Origin of the sequence: Pseudomonas sp. B26(2017) (genome assembly GCF_002113045.1) — a bacterium.
Taxonomy (GTDB): Bacteria; Pseudomonadota; Gammaproteobacteria; order Pseudomonadales; family Pseudomonadaceae; genus Aquipseudomonas.
This window is the reverse complement of sequence record NZ_NEJJ01000010.1, coordinates 1-18,463: the sequence shown is the minus strand read 5'-3', so window position 1 is coordinate 18,463 and position 18,463 is coordinate 1. Positions and strand designations below refer to the sequence as shown.

Annotated in this window: 13 protein-coding genes and 1 pseudogene; 5 read left to right on the top strand and 9 right to left on the bottom strand. The window is 62.3% G+C overall.

Annotated elements, in window-relative coordinates:
* Nucleotides 1-172: 172 nt before the first annotated feature.
* Both mnxG and CAF79_RS15980 read right to left on the bottom strand, forming a co-directional pair.
* A complete protein-coding gene (gene mnxG, locus CAF79_RS15985; RefSeq protein ID WP_085698580.1) occupies nucleotides 173-6,016 on the bottom strand; it encodes a manganese-oxidizing multicopper oxidase MnxG in 5,844 nt (1,947 codons plus the stop codon).
* 202 nt (nucleotides 6,017-6,218) lie between these two features.
* Nucleotides 6,219-6,830, bottom strand: a complete 612-nt coding sequence (locus tag CAF79_RS15980) for a lytic transglycosylase domain-containing protein (protein WP_085698579.1) — start codon at nucleotides 6,828-6,830, stop codon at nucleotides 6,219-6,221.
* A 203-nt stretch (nucleotides 6,831-7,033) separates the two neighbouring features.
* Between CAF79_RS15980 and gspG the strand changes: the two genes are divergently transcribed.
* From gspG to CAF79_RS29290, 3 genes are all read left to right on the top strand, one after another.
* Complete coding sequence (gene gspG, locus CAF79_RS15975) at nucleotides 7,034-7,462, top strand: type II secretion system major pseudopilin GspG (RefSeq protein ID WP_085698578.1); 429 nt, start codon at nucleotides 7,034-7,036, stop codon at nucleotides 7,460-7,462.
* A gap of 14 nt (nucleotides 7,463-7,476) precedes the next feature.
* Nucleotides 7,477-8,664: a type II secretion system F family protein gene (locus CAF79_RS15970; protein ID WP_085698577.1), complete on the top strand. Its 1,188-nt coding sequence runs from the start codon at nucleotides 7,477-7,479 to the stop codon at nucleotides 8,662-8,664.
* A gap of 79 nt (nucleotides 8,665-8,743) precedes the next feature.
* Nucleotides 8,744-9,307, top strand: a complete 564-nt coding sequence (locus CAF79_RS29290; RefSeq protein WP_085698576.1) for a hypothetical protein — start codon at nucleotides 8,744-8,746, stop codon at nucleotides 9,305-9,307.
* 152 nt (nucleotides 9,308-9,459) lie between these two features.
* Here CAF79_RS29290 and CAF79_RS15960 read toward each other — a convergent pair whose 3' ends face one another.
* A complete protein-coding gene (locus CAF79_RS15960; protein WP_085698575.1) occupies nucleotides 9,460-10,359 on the bottom strand; it encodes a LysR family transcriptional regulator in 900 nt (299 codons plus the stop codon).
* 162 nt (nucleotides 10,360-10,521) lie between these two features.
* Here CAF79_RS15960 and CAF79_RS15955 point away from each other — a divergent pair, with 162 nt between their 5' ends.
* A complete protein-coding gene (locus CAF79_RS15955; RefSeq protein WP_085698574.1) occupies nucleotides 10,522-11,538 on the top strand; it encodes an alpha/beta hydrolase in 1,017 nt (338 codons plus the stop codon).
* Nucleotides 11,539-11,600: 62 nt separating this feature from the next.
* Nucleotides 11,601-13,028: a mechanosensitive ion channel family protein gene (locus CAF79_RS15950; RefSeq protein WP_085698573.1), complete on the top strand. Its 1,428-nt coding sequence runs from the start codon at nucleotides 11,601-11,603 to the stop codon at nucleotides 13,026-13,028.
* 58 nt (nucleotides 13,029-13,086) lie between these two features.
* On the opposite strand, the gene ycaC is transcribed toward CAF79_RS15950, so the two are convergent.
* The 6 genes and pseudogenes from ycaC to CAF79_RS29160 all read right to left on the bottom strand — a co-directional run.
* Nucleotides 13,087-13,713 carry an isochorismate family cysteine hydrolase YcaC gene (gene ycaC / locus CAF79_RS15945; RefSeq protein ID WP_040068711.1) on the bottom strand — a complete coding sequence of 209 codons (627 nt, stop codon included), beginning with the start codon at nucleotides 13,711-13,713 and terminating at the stop codon, nucleotides 13,087-13,089.
* Between the two features lie 66 nt (nucleotides 13,714-13,779).
* Nucleotides 13,780-15,618 carry an amidohydrolase gene (locus tag CAF79_RS15940; RefSeq protein ID WP_085698572.1) on the bottom strand — a complete coding sequence of 613 codons (1,839 nt, stop codon included), beginning with the start codon at nucleotides 15,616-15,618 and terminating at the stop codon, nucleotides 13,780-13,782.
* A gap of 45 nt (nucleotides 15,619-15,663) precedes the next feature.
* Nucleotides 15,664-16,290 (bottom strand): antibiotic biosynthesis monooxygenase, encoded by a 627-nt coding sequence (locus CAF79_RS15935; RefSeq protein ID WP_085698571.1) that lies wholly within the window; start codon nucleotides 16,288-16,290, stop codon nucleotides 15,664-15,666.
* Nucleotides 16,283-16,699 (bottom strand): DoxX family protein, encoded by a 417-nt coding sequence (locus CAF79_RS15930; RefSeq protein ID WP_085698570.1) that lies wholly within the window; start codon nucleotides 16,697-16,699, stop codon nucleotides 16,283-16,285. Before CAF79_RS15930 ends, CAF79_RS15935 begins: the two co-directional genes overlap by 8 nt.
* A gap of 225 nt (nucleotides 16,700-16,924) precedes the next feature.
* On the bottom strand, nucleotides 16,925-17,302 hold the full coding sequence (locus tag CAF79_RS15925) for a DUF6124 family protein (RefSeq protein ID WP_085698569.1): 378 nt from the start codon (nucleotides 17,300-17,302) through the stop codon (nucleotides 16,925-16,927).
* 473 nt (nucleotides 17,303-17,775) lie between these two features.
* Nucleotides 17,776-18,463 (bottom strand): annotated as a pseudogene (locus CAF79_RS29160) (hypothetical protein); the annotation flags it as partial.

The window sequence follows — 18,463 nt, the reverse complement described above, 5'->3', positions numbered from 1 at the left end:
CGCTCTCCCCTGACACATTGTCCGAAACACCACCGCCCTGTGGGAGCGAGCTTGGTCCGGGCGGCGTTCCGACGAAGGCGTCAGACGCCTCACCCCTCGAAACCGAGTTGCTTTCATTCGCGAGCAAGCTCGCTCCCACAGTTTTTGCATCCACCGATCCATCGCATTCCAGCTACTGAGCAGGCGGCGCCGGCTCCGGCTCATTGGTCACCCGCAGCAATCCCCACAGCCCCGAGGTATTGCCGTAGGCGGCGTAATCGCGGAACAGGTAGTCCCCCGGTATCGCGTTGCTGCCCCCGGCGCTCGGGATCATGAAGCTGAAGTGCGCCGCCGGCAGAACGCTCTCGTGAGCGCCGATGTACATCGACATCGGGTTGTAGCCGAAGCGCACCGAGCCCACACCCGGCGTGCCCATCGGGTAGCCACCGGTGTCGCTCTTCTCGGCCTGGAACGGGTTGAGCGACCAGACATGTCCGTCGAGCTGGAACGTCGTGCCGCGACTGCCGCCGCTCGGCATCAGGATGTGCGTACGCAACGGCTGCCCCGGTTTGGCATACAGCACCGGCGTCTGCGGATCGCCCCCCACCAGCGCATTGCTGTAGGCCATGTGCGCGTTGGTCATGTCGCCGTAACCGGCGCCATCGGCATGGCCGAACGGCGCATCCGGAGCGAGGCCGAAGCGATACCACAGCGGCTCGGTCTTGTAGTTGATGGCCATGCTCGAGTTGTCCTGCGGATCGGTCGGCACGCCGAAGCCCTCGGCAGCGATGCCTTCGACTGGCCGGCCATTGGCCCAGCGCGTGTTCAGCGCCTTGTGCCAGACCATCGCGAAGTCGCGGTAAGTCGTCTGCCCCGGTGCGGTGACCGTGGCGTTGACCTTGCGCGCATCGTCGACCCAGGTCGCGCCGATCGGCAGGATGCTCATCGCACCCCCCAGACCTTTTTGCGGTTGCTTGATCACATCCGCCGGGGTGATGTTCAAGCCACCGAATTCCACGGCCGTGGCGTTGATGTTGTCGACACTGCGCCCCAGTTGAGTCACCGGTTTGCCTTCACGCTCCAGGTGCCCGGCGTAGTACTGATAGGTACGGGTCGGGTAGGCGCCGCTGCTGCCAACCCGTGGCGGCACGGTCTGGATCGGGTTGGCGCCGACGTTGGCACCGTCGGATTTGGTGATGTCGTAGGCCAGCAGTTGGGCGTGCAGCCCCACGTGGCTGGACGGCCGCATCAGGTTGTTGCTGAAAGTGGTCGAGCCCAGGCCGCTGTTGCGGTCGCGCTTGACGATGCCTTGCATCACCGCGGTCTGGGTCAGGTCCGGCATCACGCTCGGCAGACGGTTTTCCAGGGTGATGTTGATGCAGTCCCCCGCCGCTGCGCGCAGTACCAGCGGTTCGACCGGAATGCCGGGTTTGAGCTTGCCGCTGACCGGATCGAGGTCGGATTTGCGCACGTACAGGATCGCCGTCGGATCATGCAGCGGCCCGCTCTGGCCACCGATGGTGATGGTCTCGCCGTCCTCCGGATCAGTCACGGTCACTTGCGGGATGCTCACCGTGCGCGAGTTCAGCACCAGGGTGCCGCCCGCCGGATTCAGCGGCCCGCCGACATGCTGACCGAGCCCGGCCGAATCGCCGATGCTCAGGCCCAGCGAATTGCCGAGGATGTCGTTGGCCAGCGCGGCGACCACTTCATAGTTGCGCTGCACCGTCGGCCGGGTGCCGATGCCGTTGGGGTTGGCGCTGATCCGTGGGCAGCTGCCTTCAAACGCCACGGTGTTGCGCATGCCGGCCGGGTTCGGGTTGTTGGGGATGGCGAACAGGTCATTGCGTTTGGCCGTGTAGTTGCGCATCACGCCCCAGATCCCGCTCCAGTAGCCTTCGATCGAAGCGTCCATCGAGTACAGATAGTCACCGGTGGTCGCGGCGGAACTGGACAGCATCGACACGGGTGCGATGAAGCCCATCTGTTCAGAGATGCCGATCATCTGCGAGGCGCGCCAGCCAGAGTTGGAGCTGTTGCCGAAACCGGAACCGCTCTGCAGCCATTTCACGCCGTGCAGGGTGACGTTGTGCTCTTCCTCGTGGCCGCCGGCATGGACCCGCAGACGCACGTTGTCGCCGGTGTAGGTACGCAGCATCGGGGTGAACGGATCGCCCGGCTCGCTGCCGCCCTTGTTGATGTGCGGCGGGAACAGCGTGGTGCCGCCGGTCGGGCCGGTGGCAGCCGTCACCAGATTCGGCGCCAGGTTCATCGCCGGGATCGCCCGGTCGGTACGGCTTTGCATGGCGTACGCCAGATCGCCGCCGAGGCCGTCGGCCTGCATGCCGCGCTTGCCGTCCGGGCCGACCTTGTTCGGGTCGTAGACCCGCAGGGCCAGCGGCTCGTTGCGATAGTTGACGACGAACATGCCCGGATCATCCACGGAGATCGCTTGCGGGCAAGGCCGACTCGGGCAGCCCGGCACCTGACCGCCCTGCATTTCCAGCACGCCCTCGAGCAAGGAGCTGGCGTTGCTGCGCACCGGCGGGTTGATCGCGTAGCGGAAGCTGTCGGCGGTGGCCGGAAACGCTTGCGGATCAGGCACGCCGTTAGGGCCGGCGCCCACGTACACACCGGCTTCATAGGCGTGCTGGAAGTCGCTGTATTCGAGGAAGAACTCACGGAAGCTGTCGTTCTTGCCGTCGCCGTCGAGGTCGCCGGTGTTGATCACCGCCTGCCACGAGGTCGGCCCGCCGTCCTGGCGCGCGCCGCTGTACAGAGGCTCGCCGGTTTCGGCGTGGAACCAGGTGGAACCGGCCGGCTCCGCCAGCACCGTGGCATACAGCCCGATCTGCTGGTGAGTCGATGGGCCGAGGTGGTCGTGGGTGAAGATCGTGCCCAGCCCCCGGTCCACGCCCTTGGCGTTGACCACCGGATCGACGAACCAGCGTTGCATGGCCGTGCGTGCGCCCATCCAGTCGCTGCGCCCGAACTGGCCGAAGAATGGATGCGCCTTGGCTTTCGGGCACGCCTGGGTGCCGTCGCGCGGGTCGCTGCCCTCGCACTGGTTGAACTCGCGGATCGCGTGAATGCGTTCCTGAACAGCGCCTGGGGAGAGCACGCCGTCCTCGTAGTTCCAGCCGTTGGAGGAACCGTCGGCGGACGTCAGGTCCCACTTCGGCAGGTGGATGTGCTGGCCGATCACGTCGGTCGGGGTGCGCACCTGATAGTCGTCCATCTCGTAGGTGGCGGGCACCAGATTGGTTTGCTGGTATTGCACGCAGTCGAAGGTGTTCATGCGCATCACCAGCGGCTCTGGCGGACGCTGTTTGGTGATTACCGGCCAGGCGTCTTCCCACAGCGCCAGAATCCGGGCTTGCGGGAAGTGATAACCGACCTTGTTGTAGACCGCATCGAACTGGATGTTGGCGGCCTTGTAGATCCGTGGCCGGTCGGCGGTGAAGGTCGAGGCGCCGACGAAGGACATGCCGTCCAGCCGGTCGCCGCTGGCGAATTCACCGCTGCCGGCGCTGCTGGTCAGGCGTTTTTGCCGGTCGTCCATGCACGGTTCGTAGTACGGCGCGCCGGCCATCGGCAAGGCGCCGTTGGTGCGGAAGGCCTTGGCCACGATTTGATTGCCGGGCAGCAAGGCAAAGCTTGGGTGGTCCTTTTTCGCGTGGAACACCATCGCGGCCTGTTCCACTTCCGTGCCCTCTTCGGGCAGGTAAATCGGTTTGGCGCGGGTGACTTCCTTGGAGAAGTCCAGCGAAGTGGTCACGGTGTGCGCCTCGCCTCCGGCCGCCACTCCGTCGAGGGCGTGCCGCTGCAAGCCGCCATCCCAGCCGCCGGACTGGTTCGGGTCGAGGTTGGCCCACAGCGCCTTGCCGCTGGCTTTCAACGATTGCGCGGTGGCGGCGTCGAGCATGTCCAGCGGTGGGGTTGGCGGACGCTGACCCACCGAACTTTCCATGCCGCCGATCCAGAATGGATAGCCGGGGTTTTTCAGGCTGCCGTCGGCGTTGCGGTTGGCTTCGCTGCGATCGACCAATGCCAGGGAACCGATGGCTTGCGATCCGCCGTTGCCGCCATGGTGTTCGCCATCGTCATCGCCCTCTTCTTCCTCATCGTCGTCATCGTGGCCGGCAACCAGGGTTTCACCGATTTTCGGCACGACCACCACTTTGCCCGGCATCGGGGCCATGGCTTTGCCGGGCAGCGGCACGACGGCCGGAATCGGCGTGCCGGCAATGATCTCGCCATCCGGCAAGGCGCGGGCACCGGCGGCCGGTTTACCGCTGCGCAGTGCGTAAGGTTCGCTGTGATAACCATCGGCGCCCTGTTGCGACACTTCAAGCCGGGTGCCTTCTTCGAACACATCGTGGACCCGCCACATCGACCACATGCCCTGAGCGAAATGCGGATAGAAGTGACAGTGATAGATCGCATCGCCGGCCACCCGGTTGCGGTTGCCGGAGCCGCCGTTGGCGATTTCGTAGGTATAGCCGGCGCCCGGACCTATGCCTTGGGCATCGACATAATCGGAGTTGTCATCATTGGGGTTGAACAGCCACTGGTGACCGTGCAGGTGGAAGATGTGCTGCTCGTGGCCGTTGTGGGTGTTGCGGAATTTGACGAAGTCACCGATGTAGCTGTGGTTGACGTTCGACGGCTCCGACGGATAAAGGGCCATGGTGGCCTTGACGCCGACCTGATCGGCGCTGGGTGTCTGGCCGGGGGCGATGTTCTCGAGCCCGGTGTTGGCCGGCACATCCACCAGCATCGCCACATCACCGACGGTGTGCGAGCTGAGGAAGAATTCTTCGTAGGCGCAGGACAGGCAATCGTGCATCGGCCCCACGCCGAGACGGTTGGCGACCACTTCAGCGCCCATGCCGCCGGAACCGTAGTTGATCATGAACGAGTCACGGGTCGGCTCCAGCACGTGGGCCATGACCGGGTCGGCCCAGTAGGCGGGGAATGCCTGGGTGGCGGCAGTTTCATCCTGGAACTGCGAGGCGAAATCGCGAAATGGTTCGAGGCGGTTGGGGATCGCCGGGTTGCGTTTGCCCATCGATTCCAACGGATAGGTGCTGGGCGCAAAACTGCCATCGGCATTGCTGCCCATGACAATCGCATCGCTTTCGCTGGAGATGATTTCGTTGCCGTCGACCATGCTGATGATCGGCGTACCAGCCTTGCCTTCGCGCAGCCATGGTTCGCGCTGCGGGTAGCGAGCCTGGTAATCGACGATGGGTTGACCGGCCGGTGTGCGACCGGTGGTGGCCAGACGCATTTCTTCTTCAGTAAGAGTATTGCGATAGGTGCGGCCCGACTTCGGCACCACCACGACCTGGCCGAACAGACCATTGGCGGTATTCCCGGCCGCGCCCTCGCCACCGAATGTCGCGCCGCGACTGCTGACGGCAAACGCTCCTTCGCGCTCGGCGTACAGCACATACGAACGGCTCGCCCCCGGCGGCACCAGGGTATTGGCGTTACGCCCGGTATAGGAGGAAATGTCGTCGATGCTGTTCACCGCTTGCAGGCCGTTGACCTGGAAACCGACATGGCGGTCGGCGACCTGCTCGTCGACTTTGAAAGCATCGGCGCCGTTGGCGTTCTCGGTGCCCTCCTCGCCTTCTTCGCCTTCAGGGCCTTCGAAATGCTTGTTCGGGTTGGCCTGATAATCGAGCAGGTTCTGCAGGTTGATCGTCAGGCAATCACCGGCGGCCACCCGCAGCACCAGCGGCCGCGGGCGCTTGTCCGGCCGCAGCGAGACTTTGCCCGGCACCGCGCTGCCGCCATTGGCCAGCGAAACGTCATGCTCATCCACCACATCGCGGCGCAGCGCGTACATCATCCCGTTGGCATTCTGCGCACCGAGGCGGTTGAACATCAGCGGTTGATCGAAGGCGACGACATTGGCCACCAGATTGCGCTCACAGCGCACGGTGGCGCTGGCCAGTTCGACACTGAGCATCGAGACCAGCAACAGCAGCCAGTTCAACAGGGACGGTGCGTGGTGAATGCCAACCATGATCGGAAACCTCGTAGTGGGTGCTCACAGGGAACGATTCTCGATAAACCCCTTGGAGCAATCCGCATGCCACAAAAAATTGCTTTCCATCTCAATCAGTTACACAAGCCATTTGAGAATCCGGGGGATATTCCCCACCCGTTTCCCCACTTTTCCGGCCCCTCGGATTTGCCCCGAAAGTGGGGAAAATCCGTGTCCGGACCTACAACGGCGCGTCCACTGCCAGCCCTTGCAGACGCCGGTACTGGCGCAAGACGCTGGGTACATAACGTTGGGTTTCGGCGAACGGCGGGATCACCCGGCCGCGGCTGAGCACCGCGTCAGGCCCGGCGTTGTAAGCCGCCACGGCCAGGGCGATGTCGTTGTCGAACAGGGTCATCAGGCGCTTGAGGTATTTGGCCCCGCCCTGGATGTTGGCCTTGGGGTCGTAGACGTCTTTCACCCCCAGCTCGCGGGCGGTGTCGGGCATCAATTGCATCAGTCCGCCGGCCCCCTTGGGCGAGGTGGCGCCGGGGTTGTAATTGGATTCGGACTTGATCACCGCGTGCAGCAAGGCTTCAGGCAGCTGATTGGCGCTGGCCGCCGCTGACACCAGCTCGGCATAGGGCTGGTTGGCGATCAATTGTGGTTGCCGGTCAAGGCTGACCAGCGGCGCATCGGCTTCGCGGATCACCCGCTCGTAAGTGCGTCCGGGACGGTGGACGTTGGACAGCACGTAGCTGCCCTTGGCGTCCACGGATACGAAGACATCGGCTTGCGCGACACCGACTGACAGCACGCAGCCGAGCAGTCCTGCAGTGAATGAATGGATCATTGGGCCTCCCCTGACAGGCCCCGAAAAATTGGGGGAAATGCCCCACTGACCCGTCGTCATCCAGCCCTACGCAAGCACTGTGCCGAATCTTGAAGAGCCCGTAATACAAGGGCTACAGCCCGACAGCCGAATTTATCGGGGGCTGAGCATGGCAATTGCATAAGCCCCTGTGGCGACACGGCTGCCACTCACGGGAGGTCATCATGAAGCTGCATTTTCGTCCGCATGCCCAACGCGGTTTCACCCTGCTCGAATTGCTCGTGGTGCTGGTGGTGCTTGGCCTGCTGGCCGGGATCGTCGCGCCCAAATATTTCGCCCAGCTGGGGCGTTCCGAAGTGAAGGTCGCCAAGGCGCAGATCGAAGGCCTGAGCAAGGCGCTGGATCTGTATCGGCTGGAAGTCGGCCACTACCCCTCCACCGAACAAGGCTTGCAGGCGCTGGTGACCGCACCGAGCGACGAAGCCAAATGGACCGGCCCGTACTTGCAGAAAAAACTGCCGCAGGATCCGTGGGGGCGTAACTACACCTACCGCTATCCCGGCGAAAACGCCGAGTACGACCTGCTCTCGATGGGCAAGGACGGCCAGCCCGGCGGCGAAGGCGAAAACGCCGAAGTCACCAACTGGCAATGAGCGGAGCACAGCGCATGCGTTTTCATTTGAAGGCAGTGGGCAAGGCCGGGGTGGTGTCGCTGAGCGTCGAGGCGCCCGGCCAGAGCGAAGCGCGGCGCATCGCCGAAGATCAAGGCTTGCGCGTGGTCAGCCTGCACGCCGAGCGTCACTGGCGCTCGTTGCGTCTGAGCAAACGTGAAACCTTCAACCTGGTGCTGTTCAGCCAGGAACTGACCACCCTGCTCAACGCCGGTCTGCCGCTGATTGATGCACTGGAAAGCCTGGCCGAAAAAGAAACCGCCCCCGCCGCCCGCAAAACCTTGAGCGAGCTGGTGCGGCTGCTGTACGAGGGCAAATCCTTCTCCCAGGCACTGGGCCAGTTGTCGGCGGTTTTCCCGCCGTTGTACGTGGCGTTGGTACAGTCCAGCGAGAAGACCGGTGCGGTCGGCGATGCGCTGGGCCGCTACGTGAGCTATCGCCAGCGCATGGACGAGGTGCGGCAGAAGATCGTCAGCGCCTCGATCTACCCGCTGTTGTTGCTGGTGGTCGGCGGTGGCGTGGTGCTGTTTTTGATGGGCTACGTGGTGCCGCGCTTCAGCCTGGTGTTCGAAGGGCTGGGCTCGAACCTGCCGTGGCTGTCGCAGATCCTGATGAGCAGCGGCATGTTTCTGCACGCCCATCAGGGTGAGTTTTTCGGCCTGTTGGCGACAATCGTCATCGCCTTCGCCGTGCTGCAGAAACAACCGGCGTTTCGCCGTGGGCTGGATCGGCTGGTGGAGAAACTGCCCGCCGTGCACCAGCGAATTTTCATGTATGAGCTGGCGCGGTTTTACCGGTCGCTGGGGATTCTGCTGCAAGGCGGGATTCCGCTGGTGACGGCCATGGGCATGGTGCGCGGCCTGCTCACCGTGGCCTCGCGAGCACGCCTGGATCAGGCCTGCGAGCGGGTGCGCGAGGGGCAGTCGTTGTCCACTGCCCTTGAGCTCAACCGTCTGGTGACACCCGTGTCCCTGCGCCTGCTGCGCGCCGGCGAACAGTCCGGCAACCTCGGGCAAATGATGGAACGCAGCGCCGATTTCTACGATGAGGAAATCAGCCGCTGGATCGAGTGGTTCGTGCGTTTGTTCGAACCGCTTCTCATGACATTCATCGGCCTGTTGATCGGGGTGATCGTGATCCTGATGTACATCCCGATCTTCGAACTGGCTTCGAGTATCCACTGACCTCGGGAACGGGTCGGATCACACGCAAAAACAAGGCACATCCACGTTCCCAATCAAGACAACAAAGACGGAGAACGATATGCACATTAAAAAGCTAGTGCTCGCAATGGCCATCGGCGCAGTCCTGTCGGCGTCTACCGTACTGATTCCGGACAACCTGTCCGGGATGTCGAGTGTTCAGGCCAAGGAAGGGGGTAGCGGTGGCGGCGGTGGTGGAGGTAGTGGCGGTGGCGGCGGCGGTGGACACGGCGGTGGTGGAGGCGGTAACGGCGGAGGTGGCAGCGGAGGCGGTGGTGGCGGTAATGGAGGTGGCGGCGGTGGCAATGGTGGTGGTCACGGCGGCAGCGGCAGTGGTGGCAACAGTGGCAGTGGTGGCGGTGGCGGAGGCAACAGTGGCCACAGCGGCAGTGACCACGGTTCGGGCCATTCCGGCAACACGGCGTCATCGGGTCGCAGCGGAAAGCATTCGGAACCCGGCGATGACCACGGTGTGCATCGCGCGGGCGAAGTCGGCGATGACCATGGCGTGCACCGTGCCGGTGAAGTCGGCGATGACCGGGGCCAGCATGCGGCGGGCGAACCCGGTGATGATCGCGGCGTACATGTCGGCGGTGAACCTGGCGATGACAAGCGGGCCAACTGACTCACGTTGAAACACACCACCTGTGGGAGCGAGCTTGCTCGCGAAGGCGTCGGCACACACAACCTCTTCGCTGGCAGACAGAGAGCTTTCGTCGGAACGCCGCCCGGAGCAAGCTCGCTCCCACAGTTATCGGCTACTGAATCTTTGAGCGGCTACAAAATCGCTTGTGCCTTATCCAGCCGCTCACGCAAAAACTCGATCAACGCCTGCACCGGCCGCGACGCCTGGCGATGCTGCGGATACACCGCCGACAGCGTCAGCGGCTCCGGGCGAAACTCGTCCAGCACCGGCACCAGCCGCCCATCCTTCAGCGCCGCGCCGACAATGAACGTCGGCAGATAGGTAATCCCCATCCCCGCCACCGCCGCATCCCGCAGCAATTCACCGTTGTTGACGCGCATCCGCCCGGTGACATTCACCAGCAGCGGCTTGCCCTGCCCCGCGTTGAACCGCCACTGCACCGAACGCCCGTGGCCGTAAGGCAGGCAGTCGTGGCCGAGCAGATCTTCCGGTTTGACCGGCGTACCGCGCTCGGCCAAATACTCCGGACTGGCGCAGTAAACCCGCTCGATTGACGCGATGCGGCGGGCGATCAAGGTCGAGTCTTCCAGCACACCGATACGCAGCGCCAGATCGTAACCCTCGCCCAGCAGATCCACCGGCCGATCACTCAGGTCCACTTCCACCGTGACCTCGCAATAACGCTGCAGAAACGGCGGCAGCAGGCAGCCCAAATGCGCCAGTGCAAACGACAGCGGTGCGCTCACGCGAATCGCCCCGCGCGGCTCGGCGGTCTGCCCGGCGATGCTCTGCTCCACCGATTCCACTTCGCCGAGCAAGCGCAGCGCCGACTCGTAATAACTCTGGCCCAGCGGCGTCACGTCCAGGCGCCGGGTCGAGCGGTTGAGCAATCGCACGCCGAGGCGTTCTTCCAGCTGCATCAACCGACGGCTGACGAACTGCTTGGACAGGCCCAATTGATCGGCCGCCGCCGTGAAGCTGCCGGAGTCCATCACCTGGCAAAAAATACGCATGTCTTCGAACGGGTTCATTGTCACTCTCTGGTTGACAGTTAAACGCTTTATAGCCGCTTTTTCACTTTCCGGCACCTCATTAATCTGTGCTCACGGTGTTGCTGAGGCCTGAAGCCCAGCGCCACAGCAGCCCGATCCCAAGGCATACAAAAACTCAAACGACTTAAAAAGGAATTACACATGAACATCAAGAAAACCCTCGCCGCTTCCCTCCTCGCCCTGTCCATCGGCAACGCATTCGCCGCCCAGAACACTGGCGTCGAACACAACACCCAGGCGTTCCTCGATGCCCTCGCCGCCGGTGGTGGCAAACCGCTGGAGCAACTGAGCCCGAAAGACGCCCGTGCGGTGCTGACCGGTGCCCAGGCTTCGGTGAAGGTTGACCTGTCCGGCGTTGAAGTCAGCGACAAGGCGATCAAGGTCGATGGCCAGACGATCAACCTGAAAGTGGTGCGTCCGGCCAAGGTCAAGGGCGAGCTGCCGGTGTTCATGTTCTTCCACGGTGGCGGCTGGGTGCTGGGGGACTTCCCGACGCACCAACGCTTGATCCGTGATCTGGTGGTGGGCTCTGGCGCGGTTGCGGTGTATGTCGATTACACGCCGTCGCCGGAAGCGCAGTACCCGACTGCGATCAATCAGGCTTACGCGGCAACCAAATGGGTGGCCGAGCACGGCAAGGACATCGGGGTCGACGGCAAGCGTCTGGCGGTGGCCGGTAACAGCGTCGGCGGCAACATGGCGGCGGTCGTGGCGTTGATGGCCAAGGAGCAGAAAACCCCGGCCCTGCGCTTCCAGCTGCTGATGTGGCCGGTGACCAACGCCGGGTTCGATAACGGCTCGTACCAGCAATTCGCCGAGGGCCACTTCCTGACCAAAGGCATGATGCAGTGGTTCTGGGACAACTACACCACCAACCCGGCCGAGCGCGCGCAGATCCATGCCTCGCCACTCAACGCCAGCGCCGAACAGCTCAAGGGCCTGCCCGCCGCGCTGGTGCAGACCGCCGAGTTCGACGTGTTGCGTGACGAAGGCGAAGGCTACGCCCGCCACCTCGACGCGGCGGGTGTGCCGGTGACCTCGGTGCGTTACAACGGGATGATTCACGACTTCGGCCTGCTCAACCCGCTGAACGGCATCCCCGAGGTGAAAGCCGCCGTGCGCCAGGCAGCGGCAGAACTCAAGACCCACCTGAACTGAGTGCAACCCTCGCCACACCTTCGGGTGTGGCGTTTTCTTTTGTGCCCGCCGGAGTTCACCTCATGAGCCTATTTTCTGCCCATCTGCTGTCCTGGAGTGCCCTGCTGCTGGTGCTCGACGCGCTGATCTGGCACCTCGCGCCGTTCAAGCATCGCGCGCAACGGGTCGCTGTGCGACTGGTGCTGTTTCTGGCCTTCAACGCACTGGTCATCAACGCCGGCGTCAGCCCGTTGCAGGTGCCCATGTTCGCCGATGATCCGGTGGCGCAACTCGGGGCGACGGCCCTGGGGATTCTCTGGTGGTTGTACGCCGCGCGGGTGCTCACCGAAGTCATCGGCCTGATCCTGATGCGCCGCATCGGCCACAGCGGCCGTCTGTTGCAGGACGTGATCGGTGCGCTGGTGTTTCTGGCGGCCATCGTCGCGGCAGCCGGTTATGTGCTGGATCTGCCGGTCAAAGGTCTGCTCGCGACCTCCGGCGTGGTGGCGATCGTCATCGGTCTGGCGCTGCAAAGCACCTTGGCCGACGTGTTTTCCGGCATCGTGCTCAACACCACCAAGCCGTATCAGGTGGATGATCTGGTGGTCATCGACGGCGTCGAAGGCAAAGTGCTCGACATCAACTGGCGCGCCACGCACCTGCTGACCAGCACCGGCACCCTGGCCGTGGTGCCGAACTCGGTGGCGGCCAAGGCCAAGATCGTCAACCTCAGCCGCCCGAACAACCTGCACGGCGTGTCGATCAGCATCAAGGTGCCGAACCACATCCGCCCGCGCCGGGTACTCGACGCCCTCGACCGCACGCTGCAGGGCAGCAGCAGTCTGTTGCTGTCGCCTGCACCGAAAGCGGTGCTGAAAGAGGCCGGCGAAGAAATGTCCGAGTACGTGGCCAGCGGATTCATCGCCGAACTGGGCAAGAAAAGCGACGTGCGCAATCAACTGTTCGACCTCGCCCACCGCCACCTCGAAGCGGCCGGTATTTCGCGCCACCCCGACGGCGTGATCGAACCTTCGAGCCGCGCTCGCGCGTTGCTCGATGAAGTGAAAATCTTCCGCTCGCTGAGCCATGAGGAACGCGATCGTCTTGCCGAATCGATGGTCGCGCAGCAGTACAGCGCCGGGCAGGTGGTGCTCAATCTGGAGGAAGTCCCGGACAGTCTGTTCGTGATCGCTACCGGCGTGGTCAGCGCCAGCGTGCCCGACGGCAACGGATTCACCGAGGCCGGGCGTATGGGGCCAAGTGAGGTCATGGGTGAACAGAGCATCCTCGCGGATACGCCCTCGCAGGCGACGTTTACGGCGCTGACGTCCTCGATCATTTATCGCCTCGACAAGAACCTGACTCGCCAGTGCATGGAGCAGCGCAGTGAAGTGGGTCGGGCGTTGAATAAACTGCAGGCGGTACGGCAGCAGAATAGCCGGTTGGCGTTGATGGCCAAGCCTGCGCCAGTGAAGAAAGGTGGATTCCTGGGCTGGTTGCAAAAACGCTGAGCCCTTTTCAGAAGACAAAAAGAGGCCCGCCACTTTGGCGGGCCTCTTCGTTACAAGCTTACTTGGCAGTGAACTTGGTATAGCTGTTGATCAGGTTGCGGTAGTTCGGCAGACGCTGGGACAGCAGATTCGCCAGGCCTTCCATGTCGTTGCGCCAGTCGACTTGCAGCTCGCAAGCCACGGCGAACCAGTTCAGCAGGTGTGCACCGGCAGCGGACATACGCGCCCAAGCAGCTTGCTGCACAGTGGTGTTGAAAGTGCCGGAAGCGTCAGTCACCACAAACACTTCAAAACCTTCAGCGATGGCCGACAGAGTCGGGAACGCCACGCACACGTCAGTCACCACACCGGCGATGATCAGTTGCTTGCGGCCGGTGGCCTTGATGGCCTTGACGAAGTCTTCGTTGTCCCAGGCGTTGATCTGGCCAGGGCGGGCGATGAACGGCGCGTCCGGGAATTGCTCTTTCAGTTCAGGCACGATCGGGCCGTTCGGGCCGCTGTCGAAACTGGTGGTGAGGATGGTCGGCAGGTTGAAGAACTTGGCGATGTCACCCAGCGCCAGCACGTTGTTCTTGAACTCGTTCGGCGAAAAATCCTGCACCAGCGAGATCAGACCGGTCTGGTGGTCGACCAGCAGGACCACGGCGTCGTCTTTGTTCAGGCGTTTGTAAGGAACGTTGCTCATGTGAAACTCCTCGGGGATGGGTGATGCGGCAAGCGCCGGCCACGAAGACCGGCGCCGTTTACGGAATCAGAAAGCGAAGCAGGAGCAACCGAACGCGCCCCAGAAACCGGCAAAATCGCTGACCGGTGCATTCGACATCCGCGCTTTTTCATGGCTGTGGGTATGCACCGCGCACGGGCCGCTGCATTGGTGGACCTGGGCCTGCAATGGCGAATTCGGGCGCCAGTGGCCCGGGACTTTCACCACTGGCGACCAGTCCGGCAGCACCGGCAAGGCACGCGGGCCGAGGTCTTCGAAGTCGCCGGCGGAATAAACGATCTTGCCGCCGACCACGGTCAGCACCGACTCGATCCACTTGATCGCTTCTTCCTCGACACTGAAGAAGTCCGCGCTCAACGCTGCCAGATCCGCCAGTTGCCCGACCTTGATCTGGCCCTTCTTGCCCTGCTCGGACGAGAACCAGGCGCTGCCATGGGTGAACAGTTCCAGCGCGGTGCTGCGTGGCAGACCTTCTTCGTACAGCGCCAGACCGCCGACGGTGCGACCGCTGACCATCCAGTACAGCGAAGTCCACGGGTTGTAGCTCGACACCCGCGTGGCATCGGTGCCCGCGCCGACCGGCACGCCTTCGGCAAGCATGCGCTTGATCGGCGGCGTGGCTTCGGCGGCTTGTTTGCCATAACGGTCAACGAAGTATTCGCCCTGGAACGCCATGCGATCCTGAATCGCGATGCCGCCGCCCAACGCTTTCACCCGCTCGATGTTCTGCGGGGTGATGGTTTCGGCGTGGTCGAAGAACCATGGCAAGCCGTTGAACGGAATGTCGCGGTTGACCTTCTCGAACACATCCAGCATGCGGCTGATCGATTCGTTGTAGGTCGCGTGCAGACGGAACGGCCAGCGTTGTTCGACCAGGTGGCGCACCACCGGCTCCAGCTCCTGTTCCATGGTCTGCGGCAGGTCCGGGCGCGGTTCGAGGAAGTCTTCGAAGTCCGCCGCCGAGAACACCAGCATTTCGCCGGCGCCGTTGTGACGCAGGAAGTCGTCGCCCTGATGCAACTTGACGCTGCCGGTCCAGTTCTGGAAATCGGTCAGTTCTTCCTTGGGCTTCTGGGTGAACAGGTTGTAGGCGATGCGCACGGTCAACTGGTCGTCTTTGGCCAGTTGCTCGATCACCTGATAATCGTCCGGGTAGTTCTGGAAACCGCCGCCGGCATCGATGGCGCTGGTCAGGCCGAGGCGATTGAGTTCGCGCATGAACTGACGGGTCGAGTTGACCTGATATTCCAGTGGCAGCTTCGGCCCCTTGGCCAGCGTCGAGTACAGAATCATCGCGTTCGGCCGCGCCACCAGCATGCCGGTCGGGTTGCCATTGGCATCGCGCACGATCTCGCCGCCCGGCGGGTTCGGCGTGTCGCGGGTGTAGCCGGCGACGCGCAACGCGGCGCGGTTGAGCAGCGCGCGGTCATACAGGTGCAAGATGAACACCGGGGTGTCCGGCGCCGCCTGGTTGATCTCTTCAAGGGTCGGCATGCGTTTTTCAGCGAACTGGAATTCGTTCCAGCCGCCGACCACGCGTACCCATTGCGGGGTCGGCGTACGGTCGGCCTGATCCTTGAGCATGCGCAGCGCATCAGCCAGCGACGGTACGCCTTCCCAGCGCAGTTCGAGGTTGTAGTTCAAGCCACCACGGATCAGGTGCAAGTGCGAGTCGTTGAGGCCGGGGATCACGCAGCGGCCCTTGAGGTCGACCACTTGAGTGCCAGCACCTTTGAGCGCCATCGCCTCGGCATCGTTACCGACGGCGACGAAGCGCCCGTCCTTGATCGCCACGGCGCTGGCGAGGGGTTTTTCGCGGTCTACCGTATGAAATTGGCCATTGAACAGAATCAGATCGGCGTTCATCGCAGTTCCTTCGAGATAAGTGAAACGGAGCCCGGACCCACCACTTCAGCGCGGCGGATTGGCATTGGATTCGAGGTGTTTGTGTGACTGACCGGCTTCCAGCCACGGCGCGAACAGACGGGTCACGGGCGGCATGAACACGTAGACCACCGACAGCACGATGGTCAGGGTGATCAGGAATGTGGCGACCACGTAGTTGGACAGGAAGGCATTGAGCTGCAGCAGCGGCCCCCAGATCAGCGGCACCAGCAAGGTGTGCGGCAGGATGACCAGCAGCGTGACCACGGCCTGCTTCCAGCGCGGTGGCGGCGAACCGGCCTCGTCGGTCGGCGTGAACCAGAATTCGCTGGCGGTATTGACTTCGGTCTGGTCGCCGTCGGCGAGCATCGGTGCCGCTTCGTCGATCAGCTTCTGACGCTGCGGAGAATCGAGCCAGCGCTGCATCGCGTCGGTCGAGCAATAACGCAGCACGCAGGTGAACAGCGCGAGCCCGCCCTGCTGGCTGCGCATCACATCCACGCCCAGATGCCCTTCTTCGCGCCCCGCCACACTGACGATATTGCGCAGCCAGGCTTCGTACGGCTGCTCAAAACCGGCCTTGACCCGGTGCTTGACGATCAGCGTCACGGTTTCTTCGGGCCCCGGTTTTTTCAGGGTCTGGGCATCAGGCATAACGGAGTACTCCGGGCAAACGAACATTGAGCGCCAGCCGTCCGGGCCCGGCGATCAGAACAGTGGTGAACAGGATCAACAGCAACCAGCCAAACTGCCCTTCGGCCACACTCCATTGCGGATGCACAAGCAGCAGCGCCACCAGCAACACAAACAGAATAGGCAAGCACGCCAGACGCGCCAGCACCCCGGCGACGATCAGTAGCGGACAGAGGACTTCGGCGAAGATCGCCAGAATCAAAGTGAGGTGGGCACCGAGGTGGAACGGATCTTCGATCAGTTGCAGCTGCGCGGTGAAGTCCAGCAGCTTGGGCAAGCCGTGGACGAACAGCAGAAACAACCCGCCAGTGACCCGCAGGAACAGCAGGCCGAGGTTCTGCGCCTGGTCATTGCGTTGTACAGCGTTCATGGGCCCATCCTTGATCAATCATTGCAGGCATGGTGCAACGATTGATCGGGGGGAAATTGGATGGGTGTGCTCTCTTTTTGAGACCACCGTCGATCGTTCCCACGCTCTGCGTGGGAATGCAGCCCGGGACGCTCCGCGTCCCAAAGAGCGGACGCAGAGCGTCCAATGAGGTATTCCCACGCGGATGGTTCGACGCCTCGACGTGGGAACGATCAGTGGAAACGATCAGGCTATAGCGGGCGCCTCAGCCTTCACCTCCAGATTATCCAGCACCCGATTCACCGCCAGTTCCCCCAGCATGATCAGTTGCGCAATCCCCAACAGCACATGCCGCTGCGGGCCGTCCACCAGTCCGGCGAAGTCATTGGCCATGACCTTGGCCGAGGTCAGGGTTTCGCAGGCATCGGCCAGCAGTTCTTCGCTGTCGATGCCGGGGGCGATGAGGTAGCGGGTGTTGGGTTTGAGCAGCGGTTTGCGGGGGAGCAGCGGATTGAGGTAGTGATCGAGGGCGCGTTCGGCGGCTTCGTGGAATTTCTTGGAATCGAGGGTTTCGTAGGGGGAAGTCGAATCGACTTCCGGCGGGTTTGGCGTGGGTTTGATCATGATAAAACTCCTTGAGAACTGGAGCCGTCATCCATCGCTGCTAAACGAAGAGGGTGGCGGCTGAACGCGGGTTAGCAGACCAGGCTCAAGGATCCCGGCGCACCGAAGTGCCCCACGTCAGCCGCCATAACAAACCAATGGCGACACCAACGTGCCTTGAAATTAGTCGGGCTGCTAAACCCGATCGCTGCTTTTCAGCGACCGCCAAACAATAGAACCCGCCCCCAAGGCGCACAAGCCGGCGGATTCTGGCGGATGCGTAGGTAAAGGCGCAAGGTTGTGTGGCTTCGCGGACATAACCTTAAACACTCTTCAACGAGTGTTTCCGTAGGCCCGGAAACAACAAAACCCGCCCTCCCCATTGCAAGGAAGTGCGGGTTTTCATAGTGGAAACTGGTAAATAAATGCGTCCCCTTTTATTTCGTCCCCTTTTATTCACTTTTATTCAACAGTTGAGAAGGGCGCGTTTAACACTAAGACCATTCAATATCAATGAGGCGCAAACTCCCACGTGCTTCAATGTCAAAATAAGATATGGTTGATCCTGTAAGATAAATATATTTCGTGTCAGGGCTTGCGTAATGATCCGTGAAATGTATTAAATTTCCAGCTGCATCATAATGAGAAACTCTAAGACAATCGTAGGCTGTCACAATGAACCAGTAAAATTTTATTGTTATTGATTTTGCAGGCCCCTTGGTTAGTTTGAATCTACCGTGCGTGTATTCGTATATTGAACAATAAGAGTCACCAGCACTATAAATTGCCTTATTTGGTGACCTGTTGGTTTCCAGAACTGAAATCTCGAGTCCACTTGAGTACGTATAGCTGTCTCCCGCAGAACGTAGGTCGAGCGTTATGCCATTCGAAAAGTCTTCATGGCCGGATGGAAGCGCGCTGATGTACAAAGTCCAGTCCTTCGATACCGCGCCCGAGCCGTACAAAGCCTGGGCAGTGAAAAGGTGAGCGCCGGGCGTCAGGCCGCTGACATTTTTGGTCCAGCGCCTTCCGTTGTCGGCTTCGGCATCTCCCATTGAAGTCGTGCCATCAAACACCTCGACCTTCTGGTTCTCGGCGGCCGTGCCGATGAGAGTCACGCTGGTTTTGACGGTGACGCCGCCGTCGGGGATTTCGACGCCTTCGGAATCCTCCGCTCGGGTG

Excerpts from the sequence above, each read along its gene's own strand:
- mnxG (WP_085698580.1), bottom strand. The coding sequence starts at position 6,016 with ATGGTTGGCATTCACCACGCACCGTCCCTGTTGAACTGGCTGCTGTTG.
- CAF79_RS15980 (WP_085698579.1), bottom strand. The coding sequence starts at position 6,830 with ATGATCCATTCATTCACTGCAGGACTGCTCGGCTGCGTGCTGTCAGTC.
- gspG (WP_085698578.1), top strand. The coding sequence starts at position 7,034 with ATGAAGCTGCATTTTCGTCCGCATGCCCAACGCGGTTTCACCCTGCTC.
- CAF79_RS15970 (WP_085698577.1), top strand. The coding sequence starts at position 7,477 with ATGCGTTTTCATTTGAAGGCAGTGGGCAAGGCCGGGGTGGTGTCGCTG.
- CAF79_RS29290 (WP_085698576.1), top strand. The coding sequence starts at position 8,744 with ATGCACATTAAAAAGCTAGTGCTCGCAATGGCCATCGGCGCAGTCCTG.
- CAF79_RS15960 (WP_085698575.1), bottom strand. The coding sequence starts at position 10,359 with ATGAACCCGTTCGAAGACATGCGTATTTTTTGCCAGGTGATGGACTCC.
- CAF79_RS15955 (WP_085698574.1), top strand. The coding sequence starts at position 10,522 with ATGAACATCAAGAAAACCCTCGCCGCTTCCCTCCTCGCCCTGTCCATC.
- CAF79_RS15950 (WP_085698573.1), top strand. The coding sequence starts at position 11,601 with ATGAGCCTATTTTCTGCCCATCTGCTGTCCTGGAGTGCCCTGCTGCTG.
- ycaC (WP_040068711.1), bottom strand. The coding sequence starts at position 13,713 with ATGAGCAACGTTCCTTACAAACGCCTGAACAAAGACGACGCCGTGGTC.
- CAF79_RS15940 (WP_085698572.1), bottom strand. The coding sequence starts at position 15,618 with ATGAACGCCGATCTGATTCTGTTCAATGGCCAATTTCATACGGTAGAC.
- CAF79_RS15935 (WP_085698571.1), bottom strand. The coding sequence starts at position 16,290 with ATGCCTGATGCCCAGACCCTGAAAAAACCGGGGCCCGAAGAAACCGTG.
- CAF79_RS15930 (WP_085698570.1), bottom strand. The coding sequence starts at position 16,699 with ATGAACGCTGTACAACGCAATGACCAGGCGCAGAACCTCGGCCTGCTG.
- CAF79_RS15925 (WP_085698569.1), bottom strand. The coding sequence starts at position 17,302 with ATGATCAAACCCACGCCAAACCCGCCGGAAGTCGATTCGACTTCCCCC.